The sequence below is a fragment of the Brevundimonas sp. GW821-FHT02A10 genome (assembly GCF_059422025.1).
Genome location: NZ_JBWKWC010000003.1, coordinates 277,978 through 299,899 on the forward strand (window position 1 = coordinate 277,978; position 21,922 = coordinate 299,899).

A 21,922-nucleotide genomic window follows, 5' to 3' on the forward strand; every position below is an offset into this window, starting at 1 on the left:
GCGGTAGGCCCAAGAAGAAAAGTCGCGCTTTACCGGCAACGCAGCCGGTCACGAAAGCGTCGTCGCGGGTTCACCAGACTGATACCACGTTGCGTACCGGGATTTCCGTGGCTAGCGTCCGCCCCAAACCGGCAGGAGCCGGGGGCAACAAGTCGAGGGGTAATCCATGTGGCGCGTTAAATCGCTAGACGCGATTCTAGCCACGGCCGAGAAGAAGTCTCTTCATCGGTCGCTAGGTCCAATCCAACTGACCCTTCTGGGGATCGGGGCCATCATCGGCACCGGGATTTTCGTTCTGACCGCCGCCGCCTCGCAAAAGGCCGGTCCGGGCATGATGCTCAGCTTCGTGATCGCCGGCGCGGTCTGCGCGGTCGCCGCGCTCTGCTACTCCGAACTGGCGGCCATGGCCCCGGTTTCGGGTTCCGCCTACACCTATACCTACGCCGTCATGGGCGAACTGCTGGCCTGGTGCGTCGGCTGGGCCCTGATCCTCGAATACGCCGTGGCGGCCTCGGCCGTGTCGGTGGGCTGGTCGGGCTATGTGCTGGGGTTGATAGAACACGGGCTAGGGTTCGATTTCCCGGACCTTCTATCCGCCGGACCGACCTGGGCCATGCACGGCTTCATTCCGGTGCCGGACTTCTCGGCGGGCATCATCAACATTCCGGCCATCGTCGTGGCCCTGCTGGTCACCGGCCTGCTGATCATCGGCACGACGGAATCGGCGCGCGTCAATGCCATCCTGGTGGCCATCAAGGTCATCGCCCTGGCGGTCTTCATCGTCATCACCCTGCCGGTGATCAAGACGGCCAACCTGTCGCCCTTCATGCCCAACGGCATGTTCGGCGCCTATTCGGGCATGGGCGTCGTCGGCGCCGCCGCCTCCATCTTCTTCGCCTACGTCGGCTTCGACGCCGTCTCCACGGCCGCTGAAGAAACCAAGAACCCGCAGCGCAACGTTCCGATCGGCCTGATCGGTTCGCTGGGCATCTGTACGGTCTTCTATCTGCTGGTCGCCCTGGGCGCGGCCGGCGCCATCGGCGCACAGCCGGTCATCGGCGCCGCCGGTGAAGCGGTCCAGCCGGGCTCGCCGGCCTTCGTCGCCGCCTGCGCCCTGCCCGCCAACGCCCAAGCCCTGGTCTGCTCGAACGAGGCCCTGGCCCACGTCCTGCGCGTCATCGGCCATCCGCAGATCGGCAACGCCCTCGGCACCGCCGCCCTGCTGGCCCTGCCTTCGGTCATCCTGATGATGATCTACGGCCAGACCCGCATCTTCTTCGTGATGGCGCGCGACGGCCTGCTGCCGGACGGCCTGACCAAGATGCACCCGAAGTTCAAGACGCCTTACGTCGTGACCGCCTTCACCGGCATCGCGGTGGCCATCGGCGGGGCCCTGTTCCCGGTCGGTCAGCTGGCTGACATCTCGAACTCGGGCACCCTGTTCGCCTTCTTCATGGTGTCGATCGCGGTGCTGGTGCTGCGCTACAAGGATCCGAACCGTCCGCGTCCGTTCAGAACGCCGCTGCTTTGGCTCTTCGCGCCGCTTTCGGCCGTCGGCTGCGCCTTCCTGTTCTGGAACCTGCCGCACGACGCCAAGATGGTGCTTCCGATCTGGGGCGGCATCGGCCTGGTGATCTACTTCCTGTACGGCGTCCGCAAGAGCCACCTCGGCCGCGGTCTCGTCGAGGTCCACGAGGACGACGCCGACATCCCGCCGCCGCCCGCGACGGCCTGATCAGGCTCAAACGACAGAAAGGCCCCGGAGCGATCCGGGGCCTTTTTTGTTGGGCAATGCGATTGCAATTAGCGAGCGTTCGCGTCCAACCCGCGCTCAAGCAGCGAGGCTCCGCAAGCCGGGCGTTAGCGCCCTAAAATGAGATGGTGCGGATGAGAGGACTCGAACCTCCACATCTTGCGATGCCAGAACCTAAATCTGGTGCGTCTACCAGTTTCGCCACATCCGCACGGTAGGAGCGCCGCTCTACAGGCCGGCCGCGCTCGCGTCTACGCCCCCGAAGCCTAGGCCCAGAGGCGGATGGCGTCTTCGTTGAGCGGGTCATCGTTGGCCACCACGCCCGCCGTATAGGTCAGTCGGGTCTCGCGCGAGCCGCAGCGGCAGCGGAAGCGCTCGGAGCGGCCGCTGACGGGCCAGAAGCGGCGCGCGCCGAACAGGGGCTGGGGATCGACCAGAATCTCGTGGCTGCACTCCGCGCCCGCGCAGGCGACGACCAGCTGGGCGCCGGTGACGTGAATCGCGTTCGCAGAGTGCGTCGCGCCACGCAGGCCGGGCCGGCTGTATCGTTCGGTCCTGATGTCGTGCCTGACGTCGTGCATGGGCGCTCCCTCTCGACCCTCAGGCTAGGGAGGCGGCTGAATCGGCTCAAGACGTTTGTTGCCGTTCCGTTCCTGTTCCTGTGGACGATGCCGGAGAGCGCCGTTCACTCTGGGCGGAGGTCCCGCAGCACCGCCGGAAGCAGTTCCGGCAGGTCCTCGGCGATCAGGCCCGGGCCGAATCTGGCGGCCGCGTCGCAGTGCATCCAGACGGCGGCGCAGGCCGCGTCGAAACTGTCCATCCGCTGGGCGATCAGACCCGCGATCATCCCCGCCAGCACGTCGCCGCTGCCCGCCGTGGCCAGCCAGGGCGAGCCGTTGGGGTTGATCCTCAGCCGGCCGTCGGGCGAGGCGATGATCGTCTCCCGGCCCTTCAGCACCACCACGGCGCCGGCGACCCGGGCGGCCTCCCAGGCGGCGGTCTCGCGCCCGTGCTTGAGCAGATTCGGAAACACCCGGTCGAACTCCCCCTCGTGCGGGGTCAGGACGTCATCGCGGTCGAGGCAGGCGAACAGGGCCTTGGGCCGGTCCTTGAACAGGGTCAGGGCGTCGGCGTCGACCACCAGGGCCGCCCCGGTCCGGCCGAGCGCCGCCAGGTTGTAGCCGGTTTCTTCCTCCAGCCCCGCGGCAGGGCCGATGACCACGGCGTCCAGCGGATCCGCCAGCCGGCCCAGGGCCTCGGGCGACAGGAATTCGTCGATCATGATCGCCGTCACGGTCGGGGCGATGACCGGCGCCGCGCCGGGCGGACACAGGATGCGAACCAGACCCGCGCCGACCCTCAGACCCGCCCGCGCCGCCAGCCTTGCAGCCCCCGTGTTGAAGGCCGGGCCGGACACAACGCCCAGCCGACCCCGTTGATGTTTATGCGCATCCGGACCGGGCCACGGCAGAATATTGCGCCAGAGAGCCGGGGTGTTGGATTCCGTCATCTATCGGTCCGTCCTCTGTCACTGAAAATACAAATGGGGCTTGCCTTATTGTGCAATGCGATGTCCCTTTGGTCCCCGAGCGTCCGGCCAATCAAGAGCCGCCTCGGGAATGCGATGAAAAAGATCGAAGCCGTCATCAAGCCCTTCAAGCTGGACGATGTGAAAGAGGCGCTCCAGGACATCGGAGTGCAAGGTATGACTGTGCTGGAAGCCAAGGGATATGGCCGCCAGAAGGGACATTCCGAGCTCTATCGCGGGGCTGAGTACGTCATCGACTTCCTGCCCAAGATCAAGATCGAGGTGGTGGTCGCCGACGACCTCTACCCGGCCGTGGTCGAGGCGATCCAGACGGCGGCCCGCACCGGCAAGATCGGCGACGGGAAGATCTTCGTCACCGAAGTCACCGACGTCATCCGAATCCGAACCGGAGAAACCGGCGCCCAGGCCGTTTGATTCCATCCCGTCGAAGGGTTTCTGGGACCCGACGACACAGCTTTCCTCCCCATAAGAAACAGGACCATCGAGACATGAGCGCGGCCGACAAGATCCTCAAGGAGATCAAGGACAAGGACGTGAAATACGTCGATGTCCGTTTCACCGACACCCGTGGCAAGCTTCAGCACGTCACCTTCGACATCGACCTGGTCGACGAAGAGTTCCTGAACGAAGGCACCATGTTCGACGGCTCGTCGATCGCGGGCTGGAAGGCCATCAACGAGTCGGACATGCTGCTGAAGCCCGACCTGACGACGGCCTACATCGACCCGTTCTATCAGGCGACGACAATGTTCCTGTTCTGCGACGTCATGAACCCGGACACCGGCGAGCCCTACAACCGCGACAGCCGCTCGATGGCCAAGAAGGCCCTTAGCTACATCCAGTCCTCGGGCGTGGGCGACGTGGTCTATTTCGGCCCGGAAGCCGAGTTCTTCATCTTCGACGACGTCCGCTGGACGACCGAGCCGGGCCACACCAGCTACTCGTATGACTCGATCGAGCTGCCGTCGAACACGGGTTCGGAATACACCGAAGGCAACATGGGCCACCGCCCTGGGCCGAAGGGCGGCTACTTCCCCGTCAACCCGGTCGATTCGGGCCAGGACCTGCGCGCCGAGATGCTGGGCGTGATGCGCGACATGGGCATGCAGCCCGAGAAGCACCACCACGAGGTGGCCCCGGCCCAGCACGAGCTCGGCCTGAAGTTCTCGGACATGCTGACCATGGCCGACCGCCTGCAGCTGTATAAGTACATCATCCACAACGTCGCCGCGGCCTACGGCAAGTCGGCGACCTTCATGGCCAAGCCGATGTTCAAGGACAACGGTTCGGGCATGCACGTGCACCAGTCGATCTGGCGCGACGGCAAGCCGCTTTTCGCCGGCGACAAATACGCCGGCCTGTCGCAGGAATGCCTGTGGTACATCGGCGGCATCATCAAGCACGCCAAGGCCATCAACGCCTTCTCCAACTCGACGACCAACTCCTACAAGCGTCTGGTCCCGGGTTACGAAGCGCCGGTCAAGCTGGCCTATTCGTCGCGCAACCGCTCGGCCTCGATCCGTATTCCGTGGGTCTCGTCGCCGAAGGGCAAGCGTATCGAAGCCCGCTTCCCCGACCCCATGGGCAACCCCTACCTGACCTTCACCGCCCTGCTGATGGCCGGTCTGGACGGGATCGAGAACCAGATCGATCCGGGCGGCCCCGCCGACAAGAACCTCTACGACCTGCCGCCGGAAGAGCGCGGCTCGATCCCCGAGGTCTGCGGCTCGCTGAAGGAAGCGCTGGACAGCCTCGACAAGGACCGCGCCTTCCTCAAGAAGGGCGGCGTCATGGATGACGACTTCATCGACAGCTACATCGAGCTGAAGATGGAAGAGGTCGCGCGTCTGCAACTGCACCCGCACCCGGTCGAGTTCGACATGTACTACAGCTGCTGATGGATCACGGCGGGGCTTCGGCCCTGCCGGACATCAGACGCACTCCGGCCGGGACGACACCGTCGCTCCCGGCCGGTTCGTTTCTGAAGGGGCTCGCGCGTGACACTGCTGAACCGGTTGCGAAACGCCCTGCCCCAATCGTTGACCGGCCCGCGCCCGATCCCGCTGAAGGCCCTTCGCCGGATGGATGCAGAGACCTTGCTGCGCCGCAGTCGGGCGATGGCCAGCGCGGTCTATGTGGGCGATCGCACGGTCCTGTGCCGGGTGCTCAGCCGCTATCGTCTCTATGTCGCCTCAGACGACGTCGGCTTCGGCGTCCACGTCATGTTGGACGGGTTGTGGGAGGGCTGGCTGACGGCCTTCATGGCGCGGCGAATCATGCCCGGGATGCGCATCGTCGATGCGGGCGCCAACCACGGCTATTACACCCTGCTGTTCGCCCATCTGACGGGGTCAGAGGGCCGGGTCGCGGCGATCGAGCCCAATCCGCGCCTGGCCGGGCTCATGCGGCGCTCTCTCTACGCCAACGGCTTTCAGACGCGCGTCGACCTGTTCGAGCACGCTGCCGGCGCCGAGGACGGCGTGACCCTGCACCTCAGCGTCCCCGACCACGAACCCAAGAACGGCCACCTGATCCCGGAGGCGGCCACAGGCACGGTCGCGGTCAAGGGTTCGCGGCTCGACACCCTTCTGGCCGACTGGCCGCGCATCGACTTCCTGAAGGTGGACGTCGAGGGCCATGAGGAGGCCTTCCTCGACGGCGCCTGGCCCCTGATCCAGCGCGACCGGCCGATGCTGGTGCTCGAGTTCAACGCCCTGCGTTGCGCCGACCCGGCCGGCCTGCTGGACCGGTTGGAGACTGTCTACGGCCGGATCAGCGTTATCGGGCGCGACGGCCGGACCTCTCCGGCGGATCGTTCGCCTCTGCTGGACACGACCCGCACTGACGACTGGATGCTGTTCCTGGAGCCCTGAACGGACCCCTCAGGCGACCTTGGCGTCGCGGGCCAGCATACGGTCGATAGCCTCGGCCTCGACCGGGCGACTGAAGTAGAAGCCCTGGATGTCGCCACAGCCGACGATGGCCAGCCGGTCGACCTGGGCCCGGGTCTCGACCCCCTCAGCCAGAACCTTCAGGTCTAGGGCCTCGGCCATTTCGACGATAGCGCGGACGATGGCGTCGCTCTCGGGCTGCATGCCCAGATGGGTGACGAAGGACCGGTCGATCTTGATCTTGTCGATCGGGAACCGCTTCAGATAGCCAAGGCTGGAGTAGCCGGTGCCGAAGTCGTCGATGGCCAGGGTGAAGCCCATCTTGCGCACGGCCTTCAGCGTCTCATAGGTCTCCGGATCGTCGGACAGGAGGACGCTTTCGGTGATCTCGATCTCCAGCGACTTCGCGGACGCTCCCGTTTCGGTCAGCAGGTCCTGCAGCAGCCGGACCAGGTCCCCGGCCTGGACCTGGGTGGCGGAGATGTTGATCGCCGTCCGGATTGTGGGCCAACGGCGGCTGTCGACGAAGGCCTGCTTCAGGGCGAACCGGTCGACGGCTTCCGACAGGCCGCAGTGCTCGGCCAGGGGCACGAAGACCGTCGGCGAGATGACGCCTCGCACCGGATGATTCCAGCGCATCAGGGCCTCAACCCCGGTCATGGCGCCCCGGGCGTTGACCTGGGGCTGGTAGGACAGGGTCAGGGCGCCCTCCCCCTCCGCGAGGGCCGCTCGCAGGTCGGCCTCCAGCGCCTTTCGCTCGCGCAGTTCGCTGTCCATGGCCGGATCGAAGGCGCGCCAGCCGGCCCCGCCGTGCTTGCGGGCGCCGGCCATGGCCAGACGGGCGCGGCGTAGCCCCTCCTCCGGTCGGCCGTCCGCGGGCGTCCAGAAGGCCAGACCGATGGAAGCGGAGATGACGGTGTCCTTCGACGCGGCCTCACAGGGCGCCGCCAGCAGGCGCAGCAGCTGGGCGGCGACGCCTTCGGCCTTGGCCGGGGTCAGATCGCGCCAGTAGAGGGCGAAGACGCCGTCGGCGATTCGGGCGACGGTGTCGGTCTCGGGACAGACGGTGGCCAGCCGCGTCGACAGCTCGGCGATCACGCGGTCGCCGACGTCGTGGCCGAGGAAGTCGTACAACTCTTCGAACTGGTCCAGGCCGATGCAGAAGACCCCGACCCGGGCCTCGTCCGGCAGCTCGGCCATCCGGTCGAGAAACAGGGATTTGGTCGGCAGGCGGGTGACGGGGTCATGGGTCGCGGAATAGTGGGCCCGCGCCTCGCTCATCTTGAGCCCGCCCTCGTTCTTGCGCAGCTGGCGGTACAGGATCAGTCCGGCCGCCCCCAGACCGACGGCGACGGTCGTGACCAGATTGCGGTCCGCCGGATCATTGGCCGCGATCACCAGAAGAACGACCATCAACGCCATGATCGACAGGGCGGCGGCCGTGCTGAGGATATCCAGCGGCTGGCGGGCGGGAACAGGGCTCACGGCGGATCCTGACAGGAGACTGCCAGAGTGCGCGCCAATCCTTGGCAAGCCGTAAACACCGGGAGTAGCGCCGCCCGTGGCCGTATATGCCAACGGTAGCAAGAACCGGCCGGAGACGGCTGTTCAAACGCCGAAGATCAGGCCGCCAGGCCCTCGGCGGCGTCTTCCTTGCGCTTGCGCAGCTCGATGATGCGGACGCACCAGATCGAGATTTCGTAGAGCAGCACCAAGGGCACAGCGAGCATCAGCTGGCTGATCGGATCCGGCGGGGTGACCACGGCGGCGACCACCACCACCCCGACGATGGCGTAGCGTCGGCTGGTCACCATCAGCTTCGAAGTGATTAGTCCCGCCATGCCCAGCAGGGTCATCACTACGGGCAGCTGGAAGCACAGGCCAAAGGCCAGCAGCAGGGCCGTGACCAGGTTCAGATACTCCGAGACCTTGGGCAGCAGGGCGACCGAGATGGTGTCGGAAGTGATCTGCTGGCTCAGCGAGAACCACATCACGAACGGCAGCATGACGAAATAGACCAGGGCTGCGCCCATGACGAACAGCAGCGGCGCGGCGATCAGGAACGGCAGGAAGGCGCCCCGCTCGTTGCGGTACAGGCCCGGCGCCACGAACCGGTACAGCTGCCAGGCGATCACCGGAAAGGCCAGAACGATCGCGCCGAACCCGGCCAGCTTCATCTTGGTGAAAAGGATTTCCAGCGGCGCCGTATAGATCAGCTGGGTCGCCGTCGTCGTGGTGTGTGGCATGGGCTCGAGGCCCATGGTCACCAGAATCAGGTCGAAGGGCGACACGCCGTGCCCGCCCGTCCCCCTGGTCACCGACTCGGCGTGCAGGGCCGCCGCCGCCGCGAACGGCTTGACCAGAAACACATAGAGCGGCCCGGCGAAGTAGAAACAGACCAGAAAGCCGATGGCGAAGGCGGCGACGCAGACCATCAGCCGTCCGCGCAGCTCAATCAAATGGTCCATCAGCGGGGCGCGCGACGCCTCGATCTCGGCCTCGTTGCGGTCGTAGGTCATTGGTCGAGCTTGCTGTTGCGCGGCGCGCGGGGCTTCGGCGCGGCCTTGGCGGGAGAGGCCTTGGCCTTGGCTTTAGCAGCAGGCGCCTTGGCCGGAGCCTTGGCGGCGGGTTTGGCGACGGTCCTGGCAGGCGAGGTCGCGGCCTTGGCCGACGTCTTGCGCTTCGCGGGGGCTTTCACCGGTACGGGCTCAGCCTCGGCCAGCGGCGGGGTGGCCACAGGCATCATCACCGGCTCGCCGTCCGGCCATTCCGAAGCCGAGGGCGTCAACGCGGGTTCGGCGACCGCTTCCGGCACGACCGTCGCCGGCGTATCGGCGAACAGCGGCTTGTCGAACTCGTCCTTGATGCCCTTGAAGGCGGCGTCCGCGTCCGCGCCCAGCCGCACGGGGCTGTTCTGGCCGGTGCGCAGGGCCTCGACCTCCTTGCGGAGCTCATCGAGCTCGGACTGACGCGCCATTTCGTCGAAGCTGGCGCGGAACTCATTGGCCATGCCGCGCGCCTTGGCGACTATCTTGCCCAACTGGCGCAACAGGCCGGGCAGACGCTCCGGTCCTACGACCAGAAGCGCCACAAGGCCGATGATGAACCACTCGCTGCCCCCGATACCGGGACCCAGACCGCCCATGCTGCAGGCTCTTTCCGGTCAGTAGCGACTAGCGCTTCAGCTCTTCTTTTTCCGCGTCGGTGCGCGGCAGGCTGGACACGCCGTCCTTCGGGCCGTCCTTGTCCTCGTCCTTCAGGCCTTCACGGAAGGCTTTGATGCCCTTGGCCGCGTCGCCCATGATGTTGGACAGTTTGCCGCGTCCGCCGAAAACCAGCAGCACGACGACCGCGACGATGGCCCAATGCCAGATGCTCATGCTGCCCACGGCGGCGTCTCCCAAAAGGGCCGGATTCGGCCCCGTCACAAATCTTCAGGCGCCATATAGGCTATTGCTTGGCGGCGCGGCAATCGACGCTGTAGTCACACCGCCATGAACGCCCCCTCAAATCACGTGATCATCCACACCGACGGCGCCTGCAAGGGAAATCCGGGCCCCGGCGGCTGGGGCGCGATTCTGCAGGCGGCCGGAAAGACCAAGGAAATGTCGGGCGGCGAACCCTTGACGACCAACAACCGCATGGAGCTGATGGGCGCGATCATGGCGCTGGAAGCCCTGACCCGGCCCTGCGACGTCGATCTGCACACCGACAGCAAATACGTCCTGGACGGCATCACCAAATGGATCCCGGGCTGGAAGTCGCGCGGCTGGCTGACGGCAGACAAGAAGCCGGTCAAGAACGACGACCTGTGGAAGCGGCTCGACGCCGCCCGCACGAAGCACAAGGTCAAATGGCACTGGGTCAAGGGCCACGCCGGTCACCCGCTCAACGAGCGCGCCGACGAACTGGCCAACCGCGGCATCAGCGAGATGAAGGCGGCTGCGCGAGCGCGCCCCTAGGCCGCCCGCACCTTCAGGCCCGAACCGGTCGTCCGTTCGACGACCACGCTGTCACCGACCATGGGGGGCTCGCCCTCGATCTCGGCGGGCCATTCGGCGCCCGAGACGAAGACCCGGCCGCGGCCGTCGACGAAGCCCTCGACCACCCGGGCGCGCTGGCCGATCAGGCGCTCGTCGCGGTCGTTGATGTCAGGGTGCTCATCCGGGTTGAGCCGCTGCACCAGCCGGCGCGAGGCGAAGGTCGAGATCAGGGTCAGGACGGCGAACAGGGCCGCCTCCGCCGGGAAGCCGAGCCTGAGTCCCAGGGCGCAGGCCACGGCCACAACCCCCGCAGAGACCGCCGGCCACAGCAGCCACTCGGTCGAAATGGCCGCCTCGATCCCCAGCAGGACCACCCCGACCGCCAGCCACAGCCAGAAGGGCTGGGCGGCGTAGATGTCGATGAGGGCGCTCATGGCGTCACGCGCTCGGCGGCACGGCGCCGCCGCGACGGGCGGGCGTCGGAGCCGAAGGCGGGGTGGGCCGCGATTGCTGGTCCTGGGCCAGACCGACTAGCTGGCCGATGCCGGCGATGGTGCCGACCAGACCGCTCATCTCGGCGGGGACGATGACCGTCTTCTGGGTCGGGTTGCGGGCCAGTTCGGCGAAGGCCTCCACATACTTCTGGGCGACGAAGTAGTTGATGGCGTTGACGTCGCCGCGGGCGATGGCCTCCGACACCATGGCCGTCGCCTTGGCCTCGGCCTCGGCGGCGCGTTCGCGGGCCTCGGCGTCGCGGAAGGCGGCTTCCTTGCGGCCTTCGGACTGGAGGATGGCAGACTGTTTGGCGCCCTCGGCGCGGGCGATGGCCGCCTGTTTCTCACCCTCGGCCTCGGTGATGATGGCGCGCTTCTCGCGTTCGGCCTTCATCTGACGGGCCATGGCGTTGGTGATGTCGGCCGGCGGGGTCAGATCCTTGATCTCGATCCGGTTGACCTTGACGCCCCACGGCTCGGTCGCGGCGTCGATGACGGTCAGCAGCCGGCTGTTGATCGAGTCGCGCTGGAACAGCACCTCATCCAGCTCCATCGAGCCGACCACGGTCCGCAGATTGGTCATGCAGAGCTGGGTGATCGCATAGGGCAGGTTCTCGACCCGGTAGGCGGCCGAGGAGGCCTCCATCACCTGGATGAAGACGATGGCGTCGACCTTCACCATGGCGTTGTCCTTGGTGATTACCTCCTGCTGGGGCACGTCGAGGACCTGCTCCATCATGTTCATGCGGCGGCCGATCCGCTCGACGAACGGGGTCAGGATGTTGATGCCGGGCTTGAGGGTCTTGGTGTAGCGGCCGAAGCGTTCGACCGTGAATTCACGGCCCTGCGGCACGATCTTGATGACGCTGAACAGAAGAACGAAGGCGAAAATCACCACGAGGGCGATGGCGACATAACTCATGAACAGTCTCCCTTATGGAGCCATCCTAGACCTTCGCCATAAGGGCCGCCACGGAAACCGGACGGCGTTCGACCGGTTTTGACAACCTGAGGAACGACAAAGGGCGGCCTCGCAGAGACCGCCCTGAACCTTAGCCTGTGCGGCAAAGCCTATTCGCTGATGTCGATCGAACCGCCGTCCAGCTCGCAGAAGTCCTCATTGGCCACGATGACGTCGTCGCCGTCACTGAAGGTCGCCTTCACGTCGTAGTTGCAGTCCTCAAGGTCGTCATCGATGGTCACCTCGACGCTCTCGCCGGCCTTCAGGACCTCGCTGCCGAAGATGTCCTCCTCCCAGTCGTTGGTGGAGACCTTCGAGATATAGAGCGACACCAGGGTGTGGTGGGTCTTGTTGTTCAGCGTGAAGCTGACCGGCTCGGTCGTCTGCGCCATGGCGGCGACGGGCGCGGTCGCGCTGAGCAGGGCGGCGGCGAGCGCCGCCTTCGCGAACTTCATCATAGGTCGTGGTCTCCAAGGCCGGCGGTGACGCCGACGGGCTAGCCCCCTGACCCGACGATTACCGGATCGCCGTTATCTTGCGCCGGAAGACCGCGATCGCAGCCTTGATAATTCGCTGCGTTCCAAAGCTGGAATACCGCGCGAGACGGCGATCACCGCGCCGCACGGGCCGTCCTTTTAGAGGCTTCGCGAATGATCCGGCGGGTCTCACTCCAGTCGATCAGGGCGTCGATCGCGGCGATCGGCACGAACCGCGCCTCGGCCGCGTCGTCGCCGGCGACCGGCTCTCCGGACAGCCAGCGTGCAGCGTAGTCGATCAGCACATAGTGCATCCCGGCCTCGGGGAAGATGCCGTCGACGACATCGATCAGGCCGATGAGTTCCGCCTCCACCCCGGTCTCTTCGCGCAGTTCGCGCAGGGCGGCGTCGACGGCCCGCTCGCCGGGCTCGATCCGTCCGCCGGGCAGCGACCACTCCCCTGCCCTCGGCGGCTTGCCCCGGCGGATCAGCAGGACTTCGCCTTCACGGATGCAGACCACGCCGACGGCAGGCACGGGAATCGGGGGCTTGGGCGCAAAATCCATGCCCCAGCATAGCTTTCGGCTTCCGTCGCGTGCACGTTTTTGACAGAAGACGCCCATGACCGCGCCCTCTCCCGCCGTACTCGACGAACTCAAGGCCGCGCTCGGCCCGGCGAGCTGGAGCCAGGACCCGTTCACGGTCGCCCCGCACCTGACCGAATGGCGTGGGCGCTGGACCGGCGAGACCCCGATCCTGCTGACCCCCGGCTCGACCGAAGAGGTGGCCAGGGCCGTTTCCATCTGCGCCGCCCACGGCGTGGCCATCATTCCGCAGGGCGGCAACACCGGCCTCGTCGGCGGCCAGATCCCTTACGGCGAAGTGCTGCTGTCCACGCGCCGCCTGCGGACTGTGCGCGATGTGACGCCGCTGGACGACGCCATGACGCTGGAAGCCGGCATCACCCTGCTGGAGGCCCAGCAGCACGCGACGGCGGCCGACCGCTTCTTCCCGCTTAGCCTCGCGGCCGAGGGCACGGCGACCATCGGCGGGGTCATCTCGACCAACGCCGGCGGCACCCAGGTGCTGCGCTACGGCATGATGCGTGATCAGGTCCTCGGCATCGAGGCGGTCATGCCCAATGGCGAGATCTTCAACGGCCTGAAGCGGCTGCGGAAGGACAACACCGGCTATGACCTCAAGCAACTGCTGATCGGCGCCGAGGGGACGCTGGGCGTGGTCACGGCGGCGACGCTGAAACTCTATCCGGTCATGCGGTCGCGAGCGGTGGCCATGGTCGCCCTGGAGACGGCGGCCGCTTCGGTCGAGCTGCTGGCCCGCGCCCGCGCCGAGACCGGTGGCGGGGTCGAGGCCTTCGAGCTGATGAAGCGTCTGGGCGCGGACCTCGTCATCAAGAACATCCCCGACACCCGCTGGCCGCTCGACCCGATTCCCGAATGGTCGGTGCTGATCGAGATCGCCTCCGGCACGCCCGGCGGCGCTGAGGCCCAGTTGGACGCGCTGCTGGAAGTCGCCTTCGAGGAAGGCCTGATCACCGACGCGGCCATCGCCCAGAACGACAGCCAGCGCGCCGCCTTCTGGCGTCTGCGCGAGGAGCATTCGGCCGCGCTCAAGCCCGAGGGCGGCGGCTGGAAACACGACGTCTCCGTGCCCATCAGCCGCATCGCCGACTTCATCGACGAGGCCACGGCGGCGGTCGAACGCTTCCATCCCGGCGCCCGCGTCTCGGTCTTCGGCCACGTCGGCGACGGCAATCTGCACTATGACATCCTGCCGGCCGTGGGCGAGGACATCCCCGCCTTTATCGGCCGCTGGAAGGAAGGGTCGGCGGTCGTCCACGACGTCGTCGCCCGCTACGACGGCTCCATCTCCGCCGAACACGGTCTGGGGCGGCTGAAGACCGACGAGGTCCGCAAATACAAGTCGCCGCTGGAGGTCGAGACCATGGCCGCCATCCGCCGCGCCATCGACCCGAAGCGGATCATGAACCCGGCTGTGCTGTTCTGACATCTGCCGGGAATTTCTGGCGTTTCATGGTGAAGCCTTTTCGGGCATTCCGCGTTGACCGAAATCGGGATTCCCGAATCCTGAAGCGTTGGGGAATACGTCGCTGTCCGAATCTACCGCCCATGCTGCAGCCGGCGCCGGTTTCCCGCGAGGATCCGGCGAGATGGCGGCGCGTATCCGTGACTATGACTGGGCCGCGACGCCTCTGGGACCGATCGGCGCGTGGCCGCAGAGTCTGAGAACGGTCGTGGGCATGCTGGCGGCGGCCCCCAACCCCATGGTCCTGCTCTGGGGTCCCGAAGGCGTCCTGATCTACAACGACGGCTATGCCCGCTTCGCCGGCCAGCGGCATCCCGAAATCCTCGGCATGCCCGCCCAGGCGGCCTGGCCCGAGATCGCCGACTTCAACGCCGGGAACATCCGCCGCGGTCTGGCGGGCGAGAGTTGGTCGCTCAAGGATCAGGAGCTGGTGCTTGACCGGCGCGGCGTCCCCGAACCCGCCTGGCTCGACCTCGACTACGGCCCGGTGCCCGACGAGAGCGGCCATCCGGCGGGCGTGATGGTCTTTGTCACCGAGACGACCGATCGCATTCTGGCCGACCGCGCCAAGAGCGAGGTCAACGAACGACTTGATCTCGCCCTCTCTGCCGGGCGTGGCGTCGGAACCTGGGACTGGAACATCGCTGAAGATCGCGTTGTCGCCGACGCCCGCTTCGCCGAACTCTATAGCGTTGATCCGGAACAGGCCCGCACTGGCGCCCCGATCGCCGGCTTCTTCACCGCCATCCATCCCGACGACGCCGTCCGGGTCGGTCAGGCGATCCAGGAAACGCTCGACACCGGTTCGACCTTCCGTTCGGAGTACCGGCTGGTCATGCCCGACAGCTCGATCCGCTGGGTGGCGGCCGAGGGGCGGGTGATCCACGGCGAGAACGGCAAACCCGCCCGCCTGCCCGGCGTGTCGTTCGACATCACCGACCGCCGCCAGATCGTGGAGGCCCTCGCCCGCAGCGAGGCCCACCTGCGCTTCCTTGATTCCCTCTCCACCACGGCCCAGGGCGCGGTCGACGCCGCCGAGATTCTGTCCATCATCACCCGCCTGACCGGCGAGCATATGGGCGCCTCGGTCGTGGCCTATGCCGATATGGACGCGGACGAGAACGGCTTCACCATCCGGGGCGACTGGGCCGCTCCGGGCTCGACCAGCATCGTAGGCCACTACAACCTGGCCGACTTCGGTCGGCTGGCTGTACAGGAGCTCGGCGCCGGCCGCCCGCTGATCGTCAACGACAACCTCCAGGAACTGCCCCCGGAAGAGGCCGCAACCTTCCAGGGCATCGGCATCGCCGCCACCGTTTGCATGCCCTTGCTCAAGGAAGGCCGGCTGATCGCCCTGATGGCGGTGCATCACGCGACGCCGCACGTCTGGGCAGAGGAAGAGCTGACTACCATCCGCGAGGTGGTCACCCGCTCCTGGGCCCACGTCGAACGCGTTCGGGCCGAGGCCGAACGGCGCGAGAGCGAAAGCCGTTACCGCACCCTGTTCGACACCATGGACGAGGGCTTCTGCGTCATCGAATTCTTCGACGGCCCGCATGGCCCGGACAGCGACTACGTCCACGTCGAGGCCAACCCCGCCTATGCCGCCAACGCCGGGATCGAGAACGTCGTCGGCCAGACCCTGCGCGAGATGGTCGGCGACGAGGCCCAGGCCTGGGTCGACCGCTACGGCGCGGTTCTGCACACCGGCCAGCCGATCCGTTTCGAACAGGAGCTGGTCGCCACCGGCCGCTGGCTGGAACTGTCCGCCTTCCGCATCGAACCGCCCGAGCGCAAGCAGGTCGCGGTCCTGTTCCAGGACCTCACCGCCAAGAAGGTCGCCGAGCGCGAACTCCAGTCCCTCAACGCCACCCTCGAGGAACGCGTCGTCGAGCGCACCGAGGAGCTGAACCGCGCCCATGAAGCCCTGCGCCAGTCGCAGAAGATGGAGGCCGTGGGCCAGCTGACGGGCGGCATCGCCCACGACTTCAACAACCTGCTGGCCGGGATCTCCGGCAGTCTGGAGCTGCTCGGCAAGCGTCTCGGCGAGGGGCGGCTGAACGGCATGGAACGCTACATCGACGCCGCCCAGGGGTCGGCCCAGCGCGCCGCCTCCCTGACCCAGCGCCTGCTGGCCTTCTCGCGCCGCCAGACGCTCGACCCCAGGCCAACCGACGTCAACCGCCTGATCGGCGGCATGGAAGACCTGATCCGCCGCACCGTCGGCCCGGACGTCGAGGTCGAGGTCGTCGGCGCCGGCGGCCTGTGGACCACCCGCATCGATGCGCCCCAGCTGGAGAATGCCCTCCTTAACCTCTGCATCAACGGCCGGGACGCCATGGCTCCCGGCGGCGGCCGCCTGACCATCGAGACGGCCAACAAATGGCTGGACGACCGCGCCGCGCGCCACCGCGATCTTCTGCCGGGCCAGTACGTGTCCCTGTGCGTCACGGATACCGGCACGGGCATGACGCCCGAGGTCCAGGCCCAGGTCTTCGATCCCTTCTTCACCACCAAGCCGCTTGGCCAGGGCACGGGCCTCGGCCTGTCGATGATCCACGGCTTCGTGCGCCAGTCGGGCGGCCAGGTGCGGATCTATTCCGAGCTCGGCAAGGGCACGACCATGTGTCTCTATCTGCCGCGCTACACCGGCGAGATGGAGATTGCGGACGAAGACGGCATCGCCCCGGTCATCCACGGCGGCCACGGCGAGACCGTCATGGTCATCGACGACGAGGAAACCGTGCGAATGCTGGTCGCAGAAGTGCTCGGCGACGCCGGCTATCATGTGCTGGAGGCGCCCGACGGCCCGTCCGGGCTCGAGATTCTGCGCACCGACGTCCGCATCGACCTGCTGATCACCGACGTCGGCCTCCCCGGCGGCATGAACGGTCGTCAGGTCGCCGACGCCGCGCGCGAGGTCCGTCCCGAGCTCAAGATCCTGTTCGTCACCGGCTATGCGGAGAACGCCGCCGTGGGCAACGGCCATCTGGACCCCGGGATGGAGGTCATGACCAAGCCCTTCGTCATGGCCGCCCTCGGCGACAAGGTCCGCGAGATGATCGAACGCTGAGGACAGTTCGTCCCACACGGTTCAATTCGTCACCGAACCGGCCTATCTCGCGGCTCTGACTTCTGGAGCGACCTGTGCTGATCGTGCTGTCCCCGGCCAAGCGGCTGGATTTCACCGAGACCGACCCTGCCCTGCCGGCCACCGCGCCGCGCTTCGTCGAGGACATCGCCAGCCTGTCGCGCACCGCCAAGCGCCAGACCAAGGCCGATCTGCGCAAGCTGATGGGCATCTCGGAGGACCTGGCCAAGCTGAACCAGCAGCGCTTCAAGGCCTTCGACCCCGCCGACACCGAAGCGGGGATTCAGGCCGTCATGGCCTTCGCCGGTGACGTCTACCAGGGTCTGGACGCCCGCAGCCTTGATCCGAAGGCGCTGGAATGGGCACAAGGCCATCTGCGCATCCTGTCGGGTCTCTACGGCCTGCTGCGTCCGCTGGACCGGATCCAGCCCTATCGTCTGGAAATGGGCGTGCGGCTGAAGACCCGGCGCGGAAACAGCCTGTACGACTTCTGGGACGACCGGATCTCGAAACAGCTGAACCTCGACGCCGAGGGCCAGGCCACGCCGGTCCTCGTCAACCTGGCCAGCCAGGAATACTTCGGCGCAGTCGACGCCAAGGCCCTGAAAATCCCCGTCGTCACCCCGAATTTCCGCGAGAACAAGGACGGCGAAAGCCGCATCATCTCCTTCTTCGCCAAGAAGGCCCGTGGGACCATGGCCCGCTTCGCCATCGACGAGCGGATCGAGAACCCCGAGGACCTCAAGGCGTTCGACCGTGACGGATACAGGTTCGACAAGTCGCTCTCGACCGAAACGGACTGGATATTCACCCGATCGGGAAATTCTTGATCCGACCTGTCGCCTTCGCCGCCGTGAGCGACTAGGCTGTCTTCAAAGCAGAAACTGAGCCTTCGGAAACGCCGCCATGTTCAACCGGACCAAGCCCGCCGCGATGGATAACCAGCGTCCTGTGTACCGCGACCCCAACGACCTGTCGGGTCAGGTGGCGGTCATCTCCGGCTCGACCTCCGGCATCGGCCTCGCCCTGGCCCGCGCCGTGGCCGCGCGTGGCGGCGACGTGGTCCTGAACGGCCTGGGCGACCCGGCAGAGATCGAACGCACCCGCGCTGAGCTGGAAGCCAGCTGCGGCGTCAAGGTCCGCTACCACGCCGCCAACATGCTGCGCGGCGAGGAGGTCGCCGACATGGTGGCCTATGGCAAGCACGAGCTGGGCCGCGTCGACATCCTGGTCAACAACGCCGGCATCCAGCACGTCGAGTCCGTCGAGAAATTCCCCGCCGACCAGTGGGAGAAGATCATCGCCATCAACCTGTCCTCGACCTTCTACGCCACCCGGGCGGCGATCCCGATCATGAAGGCGCAGGGCCGCGGACGGATCGTCAACATCGCCTCGGCCCACGGTCTGGTCGCCTCGCCGTTCAAGTCGGCCTATGTCGCGGCCAAGCACGGGGTGATCGGCTTCACCAAGACGGTGGCGCTTGAACTGGCCCAGGACGGCGTCACCTGCAACGCCATCTGCCCCGGCTTCGTCGAGACCCCGCTGGTCCAGGCCCAGATCGCCGATCAGGCCCGTCTGAACAATGTCTCGAAGGAGGTCGCCCTAAAGGACATCATCCTCGAGGCCCAGCCGACCAAACGGTTCGTCACGACCGACGAACTGACCGGCATCTTCCTCTATCTGGTCTCCGATCTCGGGGCCTCGGCGACGGGCGCCAGCTTCTCCATCGACGGCGGCTGGACCGCCCGATGAGGATGGGCCTGGTCGTCGCAACGGCGGTTCTTGGGGCGTTTGCGCCATTGGGCGCCGAAGCCCAGACGACGGCCCCGACGCCCACAGCTCCCAACCAGGAGGCCCTCGCGTCCGTGATCGGCATGCCGCAGTGGGAGCGCCCGCCCGCAGTGGAGTTTCCGGCCGCCGCGATGAACCAGCGCATCAGCACGGGGCGTGCCGGCGTGGAGTGCGGTGTGCAGGCGGACGGCAGACTGACCAATTGCAAGGTCATCCTCGAACAACCGACGGGCGCAGGCTTCGGTGAGGAGATCCTGAGAGCGGCGTCCGAGGCGCGCCTGACGCGCCGATCCATGTCCAACGCCGCACCGAACGCCATGGTCCGGTTCACCGCAAACTTCATCCTGCAATAGGCGACCGACAACCGGAGGGCCGATGGCGCTGTTCAAACGCAAGGCTCCCGCAGCGACTGTCTCGCCGGCCGAGTCGTCCGAACCGTCGAACGGCAAGAAGCCCATCGCCCTCGCCCTTCAGGGCGGCGGGGCCCACGGCGCTTTCCAGTGGGGCATTCTGGATCGGCTGCTGGAGGACGACCGCCTCGATATCCGCGCGGTGACGGCGGCCTCGGCGGGGGCGATGAACGGCGCGGCCCTTGTCTCCGGTCTGGCGAAGGGCGGCGCGCCGGAAGCCCGCAAGACCCTCGACAAACTGTGGCGCGAGACCAACCAGTCGGGCGGCAGGAACGTCTTCGGCGACAGCTCCATCTGGTCCTCGGCACTGACGCCCAACTGGCTCACCGAGACGACAGCCTGGCGGCAGATGGAGACCCTGGCCGGCTCCATGAGCCCCTATCAGTTCAACCCCTTCAACCTGAACCCGCTCAAGCGGGTGCTGGACGCTACGATCGACTTCGAGGCGGTGCGGGCCTCGGACATCAAGCTGTTCGTTGCCGCCACCGCCGTCCGCCACGCCAAATCTCGCGTCTTCACCACGACCGAGATCACCGATCAGGTCCTGATGGCCTCGGCCTGCCTGCCGCACCTGTTCCAGGCCGTGGAGATCGAGGGCGAGCCCTATTGGGACGGCGGCTATCTGGCCAATCCGCCGCTGTGGCCGCTGTTCTATGCCGACACGCCCGACGACGTCCTGCTGATGACCCTGAACCCGTTCGAGCGGGATGAGGCGCCGCGCGCCGCCGGGGAGATCATGGATCGGCTGAACGAGGTGGTCTTCAACGCCCCTCTGGCTGCCGAACTGCGCGCCGTGGCCTTCGTCCAGGAGCTGATCGAGGAAGGCCGGCTGAAGGAAGACGCGCGGGGCCGCTACCGCCACATCCTGATGCACGCCATCGAGGCCGACGGCTGGCTGGGCGACCAGTCCCTGGGTTCCAAGTTCAACACCGAATGGACCTATCTCAACAGCCTGAAGACCAAGGGCCGGCAGGCGGCCGAGGAATGGCTCTCAACCTGTTTCGATCAGGTCGGCGTTCGCTCCAGCGTTGACCTTCAGGCCCGGTTCGCGTGAGCTACGCCACCATGTCCGACCAGCCCAAGCTCCTTTCCGGCGGCAACCCGCAGATCCCCAAGGGCTACGGCGACGAGCCTGTTCAGGCCTGGATCGACGCCACGCCGGGCTGGAAACAGCCGATCGCCCGGCGGCTGGACGCCCTGATTGTCGAGGTCGTGCCCGGCGTGGCCAAGGCGGTGAAGTGGAACTCGCCCTTCTACGGGACAGTCCCCGGCGAGTGGTTCGTCAGCCTTCACGGCTATGCCAGGTATGTGAAGGTCGCCTTCTTCCGCGGCGCCGCGCTGACGCCGATGCCGCCGGGTGCGTCCAAACAGGCCGACGTTCGCTACCTCGATGTGCGCGAGACCGACGTCCTCGACGAGGCGCAGTTCCGGAACTGGGTCCGGCAGGCGGCCGAACTGCCTGGCCTCAGGATGTGAGTTGACGGTTGCGGCCAACGCGGCCCACACCGCCCCGCCTCCCCAAGGATCCTTGATGCCCGCGACGCCCCAGCCGAACGACTCCGTCCACATCCGCCTGTCGATGCGCCACGACGGCGGCGCCTTCTGGCAGACCAATGCGACCATCGCCTCGGTGGCGGGCCGCACGGTCGTGCTGGACGGCTTCGACCGTCAGGTCACGGCCTCGGTGACCGAGCTCAAACCCTTCGGCCCCGGCCGCTGGAGCCTGGACTGGGAAATCAAGACGCGGCCCTGAGGCCCTCGCGCGACTGTGGTACGCTTCCCGGATGATCAACGCCGCACCGCAGACGCTCGACGCGACACCCGAGATCCTGTCGACGCTCGCCGACGACATCACAGGCTACGGCCTGATGGAGGCCCACGGCGTCATTGACGGGGTGTGGTTGCTGCGCGGCGATCAGACGCCGCTGCTCGTCCGGAGTTCTGAACGCGATCTCGCGTTCAAGTTCGAGGTCTTCACATTGCAGATCAGCACGGCAGCCGAAGCGCTGGACGCCGCCCACGCTTTCCGGCCTGTCCTCGAACGTATCGTCGCCGAGATCAACACTGTGGACGCGGGAGTGTCCTTGCCGCCCCTGCTTACGGCTGAACCTGAGCCCGGCCCGTGCCTGCCTTGGCCCTTCACACGCTGGCAGGTCGATGTGCTCTGGGCCCGCGAATGGCTCCTAGGCGAAGGAGCCTCTTTTGGCGAACTCGCCGGAGGGCAGGAAGTACGCGAGTTCGGCTGGATTCCCGATTGTGCGAAGCACGCTTGCCTGGTTTCAAGAGGTCTTATGTTCACCGGCGACGACGGCCGGCGGCTGTTGATCGATCAGGCCGACATGCCGCTCCAGCTTGTCGTGACCCGGGAAGAGACCTTGATCGAGCGCGCACTGGAGGGCGTGCTGGTGATTCCGCTAGACCGCTATCTTACGGACCCGCTGCCCGCGGTATGATCA

At 66.7% G+C, this 21,922-nt stretch carries 24 protein-coding genes and 1 tRNA gene; 14 read left to right on the top strand and 11 right to left on the bottom strand.

Annotation, left to right across the window (positions count from 1 at the left end):
- Positions 1–166 precede the first annotated feature (166 nt).
- Positions 167–1,735, top strand: coding sequence for an amino acid permease (locus AC07U0_RS10860; protein ID WP_494720030.1), 1,569 nt, complete (start codon positions 167–169; stop codon positions 1,733–1,735).
- 144 nt (positions 1,736–1,879) lie between these two features.
- On the opposite strand, the gene AC07U0_RS10865 is transcribed toward AC07U0_RS10860, so the two are convergent.
- The 3 genes from AC07U0_RS10865 to AC07U0_RS10875 all read right to left on the bottom strand — a co-directional run bounded on the left by AC07U0_RS10865 (position 1,880) and on the right by AC07U0_RS10875 (position 3,263).
- Positions 1,880–1,964: transfer RNA gene (locus tag AC07U0_RS10865), tRNA-Leu, on the bottom strand.
- Between the two features lie 55 nt (positions 1,965–2,019).
- On the bottom strand, positions 2,020–2,334 hold the full coding sequence (locus AC07U0_RS10870) for a hypothetical protein (RefSeq protein WP_494720031.1): 315 nt from the start codon (positions 2,332–2,334) through the stop codon (positions 2,020–2,022).
- Between the two features lie 104 nt (positions 2,335–2,438).
- Entirely contained in the window at positions 2,439–3,263 is an 825-nt protein-coding gene (locus AC07U0_RS10875) for an NAD(P)H-hydrate dehydratase (protein WP_494720032.1), read from the bottom strand.
- Between the two features lie 114 nt (positions 3,264–3,377).
- On the opposite strand from AC07U0_RS10875, the gene AC07U0_RS10880 reads away from it, so the two are divergent.
- From AC07U0_RS10880 to AC07U0_RS10890, 3 genes are all read left to right on the top strand, one after another.
- On the top strand, positions 3,378–3,716 hold the full coding sequence (locus tag AC07U0_RS10880) for a P-II family nitrogen regulator (RefSeq protein ID WP_207931906.1): 339 nt from the start codon (positions 3,378–3,380) through the stop codon (positions 3,714–3,716).
- Between the two features lie 74 nt (positions 3,717–3,790).
- Positions 3,791–5,200: a type I glutamate--ammonia ligase gene (gene glnA / locus AC07U0_RS10885; RefSeq protein WP_494720033.1), complete on the top strand. Its 1,410-nt coding sequence runs from the start codon at positions 3,791–3,793 to the stop codon at positions 5,198–5,200.
- 99 nt (positions 5,201–5,299) lie between these two features.
- Positions 5,300–6,175 (top strand): FkbM family methyltransferase, encoded by an 876-nt coding sequence (locus AC07U0_RS10890; RefSeq protein ID WP_494720034.1) that lies wholly within the window; start codon positions 5,300–5,302, stop codon positions 6,173–6,175.
- 9 nt (positions 6,176–6,184) lie between these two features.
- Here AC07U0_RS10890 and AC07U0_RS10895 read toward each other — a convergent pair whose 3' ends face one another.
- The 4 genes from AC07U0_RS10895 to AC07U0_RS10910 all read right to left on the bottom strand — a co-directional run bounded on the left by AC07U0_RS10895 (position 6,185) and on the right by AC07U0_RS10910 (position 9,582).
- Complete coding sequence (locus AC07U0_RS10895; RefSeq protein WP_494720035.1) at positions 6,185–7,678, bottom strand: putative bifunctional diguanylate cyclase/phosphodiesterase; 1,494 nt, start codon at positions 7,676–7,678, stop codon at positions 6,185–6,187.
- A gap of 137 nt (positions 7,679–7,815) precedes the next feature.
- Positions 7,816–8,712, bottom strand: coding sequence for a twin-arginine translocase subunit TatC (tatC, locus tag AC07U0_RS10900; protein ID WP_494720036.1), 897 nt, complete (start codon positions 8,710–8,712; stop codon positions 7,816–7,818).
- Positions 8,709–9,338 carry a Sec-independent protein translocase protein TatB gene (gene tatB / locus AC07U0_RS10905; protein WP_494720037.1) on the bottom strand — a complete coding sequence of 210 codons (630 nt, stop codon included), beginning with the start codon at positions 9,336–9,338 and terminating at the stop codon, positions 8,709–8,711. The genes tatC and tatB overlap by 4 nt, the downstream gene beginning before the upstream one ends.
- Before the next feature lie 28 nt (positions 9,339–9,366).
- Entirely contained in the window at positions 9,367–9,582 is a 216-nt protein-coding gene (locus tag AC07U0_RS10910) for a twin-arginine translocase TatA/TatE family subunit (RefSeq protein ID WP_494720038.1), read from the bottom strand.
- Positions 9,583–9,687: 105 nt separating this feature from the next.
- On the opposite strand from AC07U0_RS10910, the gene rnhA reads away from it, so the two are divergent.
- A complete protein-coding gene (gene rnhA, locus AC07U0_RS10915) occupies positions 9,688–10,155 on the top strand; it encodes a ribonuclease HI (RefSeq protein WP_494720039.1) in 468 nt (155 codons plus the stop codon).
- Here the strand turns inward: rnhA and AC07U0_RS10920 are convergent.
- The 4 genes from AC07U0_RS10920 to AC07U0_RS10935 all read right to left on the bottom strand — a co-directional run bounded on the left by AC07U0_RS10920 (position 10,152) and on the right by AC07U0_RS10935 (position 12,673).
- Complete coding sequence (locus tag AC07U0_RS10920) at positions 10,152–10,610, bottom strand: NfeD family protein (protein ID WP_494720040.1); 459 nt, start codon at positions 10,608–10,610, stop codon at positions 10,152–10,154. The two genes, rnhA and AC07U0_RS10920, sit on opposite strands and share 4 nt — an antisense overlap.
- A 4-nt stretch (positions 10,611–10,614) precedes the next feature.
- On the bottom strand, positions 10,615–11,592 hold the full coding sequence (locus AC07U0_RS10925; RefSeq protein ID WP_494720041.1) for an SPFH domain-containing protein: 978 nt from the start codon (positions 11,590–11,592) through the stop codon (positions 10,615–10,617).
- A 149-nt stretch (positions 11,593–11,741) separates the two neighbouring features.
- On the bottom strand, positions 11,742–12,089 hold the full coding sequence (locus AC07U0_RS10930) for a hypothetical protein (protein WP_494720042.1): 348 nt from the start codon (positions 12,087–12,089) through the stop codon (positions 11,742–11,744).
- Between the two features lie 152 nt (positions 12,090–12,241).
- Positions 12,242–12,673, bottom strand: coding sequence for an NUDIX hydrolase (locus AC07U0_RS10935; protein ID WP_494720043.1), 432 nt, complete (start codon positions 12,671–12,673; stop codon positions 12,242–12,244).
- A gap of 55 nt (positions 12,674–12,728) precedes the next feature.
- Between AC07U0_RS10935 and AC07U0_RS10940 the strand changes: the two genes are divergently transcribed.
- The 9 genes from AC07U0_RS10940 to AC07U0_RS10980 all read left to right on the top strand — a co-directional run bounded on the left by AC07U0_RS10940 (position 12,729) and on the right by AC07U0_RS10980 (position 21,919).
- Entirely contained in the window at positions 12,729–14,135 is a 1,407-nt protein-coding gene (locus AC07U0_RS10940) for an FAD-binding oxidoreductase (protein WP_494720044.1), read from the top strand.
- A gap of 163 nt (positions 14,136–14,298) precedes the next feature.
- The gene (locus tag AC07U0_RS10945) at positions 14,299–17,247 is read left to right on the top strand and encodes a PAS domain-containing protein (protein WP_494720045.1); all 2,949 of its coding nucleotides are present in this window, start codon (positions 14,299–14,301) and stop codon (positions 17,245–17,247) included.
- Between the two features lie 74 nt (positions 17,248–17,321).
- Positions 17,322–18,095 (top strand): peroxide stress protein YaaA, encoded by a 774-nt coding sequence (gene yaaA / locus AC07U0_RS10950; RefSeq protein WP_494720046.1) that lies wholly within the window; start codon positions 17,322–17,324, stop codon positions 18,093–18,095.
- Between the two features lie 103 nt (positions 18,096–18,198).
- The gene (locus tag AC07U0_RS10955; protein WP_494720279.1) at positions 18,199–19,017 is read left to right on the top strand and encodes a 3-hydroxybutyrate dehydrogenase; all 819 of its coding nucleotides are present in this window, start codon (positions 18,199–18,201) and stop codon (positions 19,015–19,017) included.
- Between the two features lie 2 nt (positions 19,018–19,019).
- On the top strand, positions 19,020–19,409 hold the full coding sequence (locus AC07U0_RS10960) for an energy transducer TonB (protein WP_494720047.1): 390 nt from the start codon (positions 19,020–19,022) through the stop codon (positions 19,407–19,409).
- A 22-nt stretch (positions 19,410–19,431) separates the two neighbouring features.
- Positions 19,432–20,520, top strand: coding sequence for a patatin-like phospholipase family protein (locus tag AC07U0_RS10965; RefSeq protein WP_494720048.1), 1,089 nt, complete (start codon positions 19,432–19,434; stop codon positions 20,518–20,520).
- Positions 20,517–20,942 carry a DUF1801 domain-containing protein gene (locus tag AC07U0_RS10970; protein WP_494720049.1) on the top strand — a complete coding sequence of 142 codons (426 nt, stop codon included), beginning with the start codon at positions 20,517–20,519 and terminating at the stop codon, positions 20,940–20,942. The genes AC07U0_RS10965 and AC07U0_RS10970 overlap by 4 nt, the downstream gene beginning before the upstream one ends.
- Before the next feature lie 55 nt (positions 20,943–20,997).
- Entirely contained in the window at positions 20,998–21,219 is a 222-nt protein-coding gene (locus AC07U0_RS10975) for a hypothetical protein (RefSeq protein ID WP_207931922.1), read from the top strand.
- 31 nt (positions 21,220–21,250) lie between these two features.
- Positions 21,251–21,919: a hypothetical protein gene (locus AC07U0_RS10980; RefSeq protein WP_494720050.1), complete on the top strand. Its 669-nt coding sequence runs from the start codon at positions 21,251–21,253 to the stop codon at positions 21,917–21,919.
- Positions 21,920–21,922: the final 3 nt, after the last annotated feature.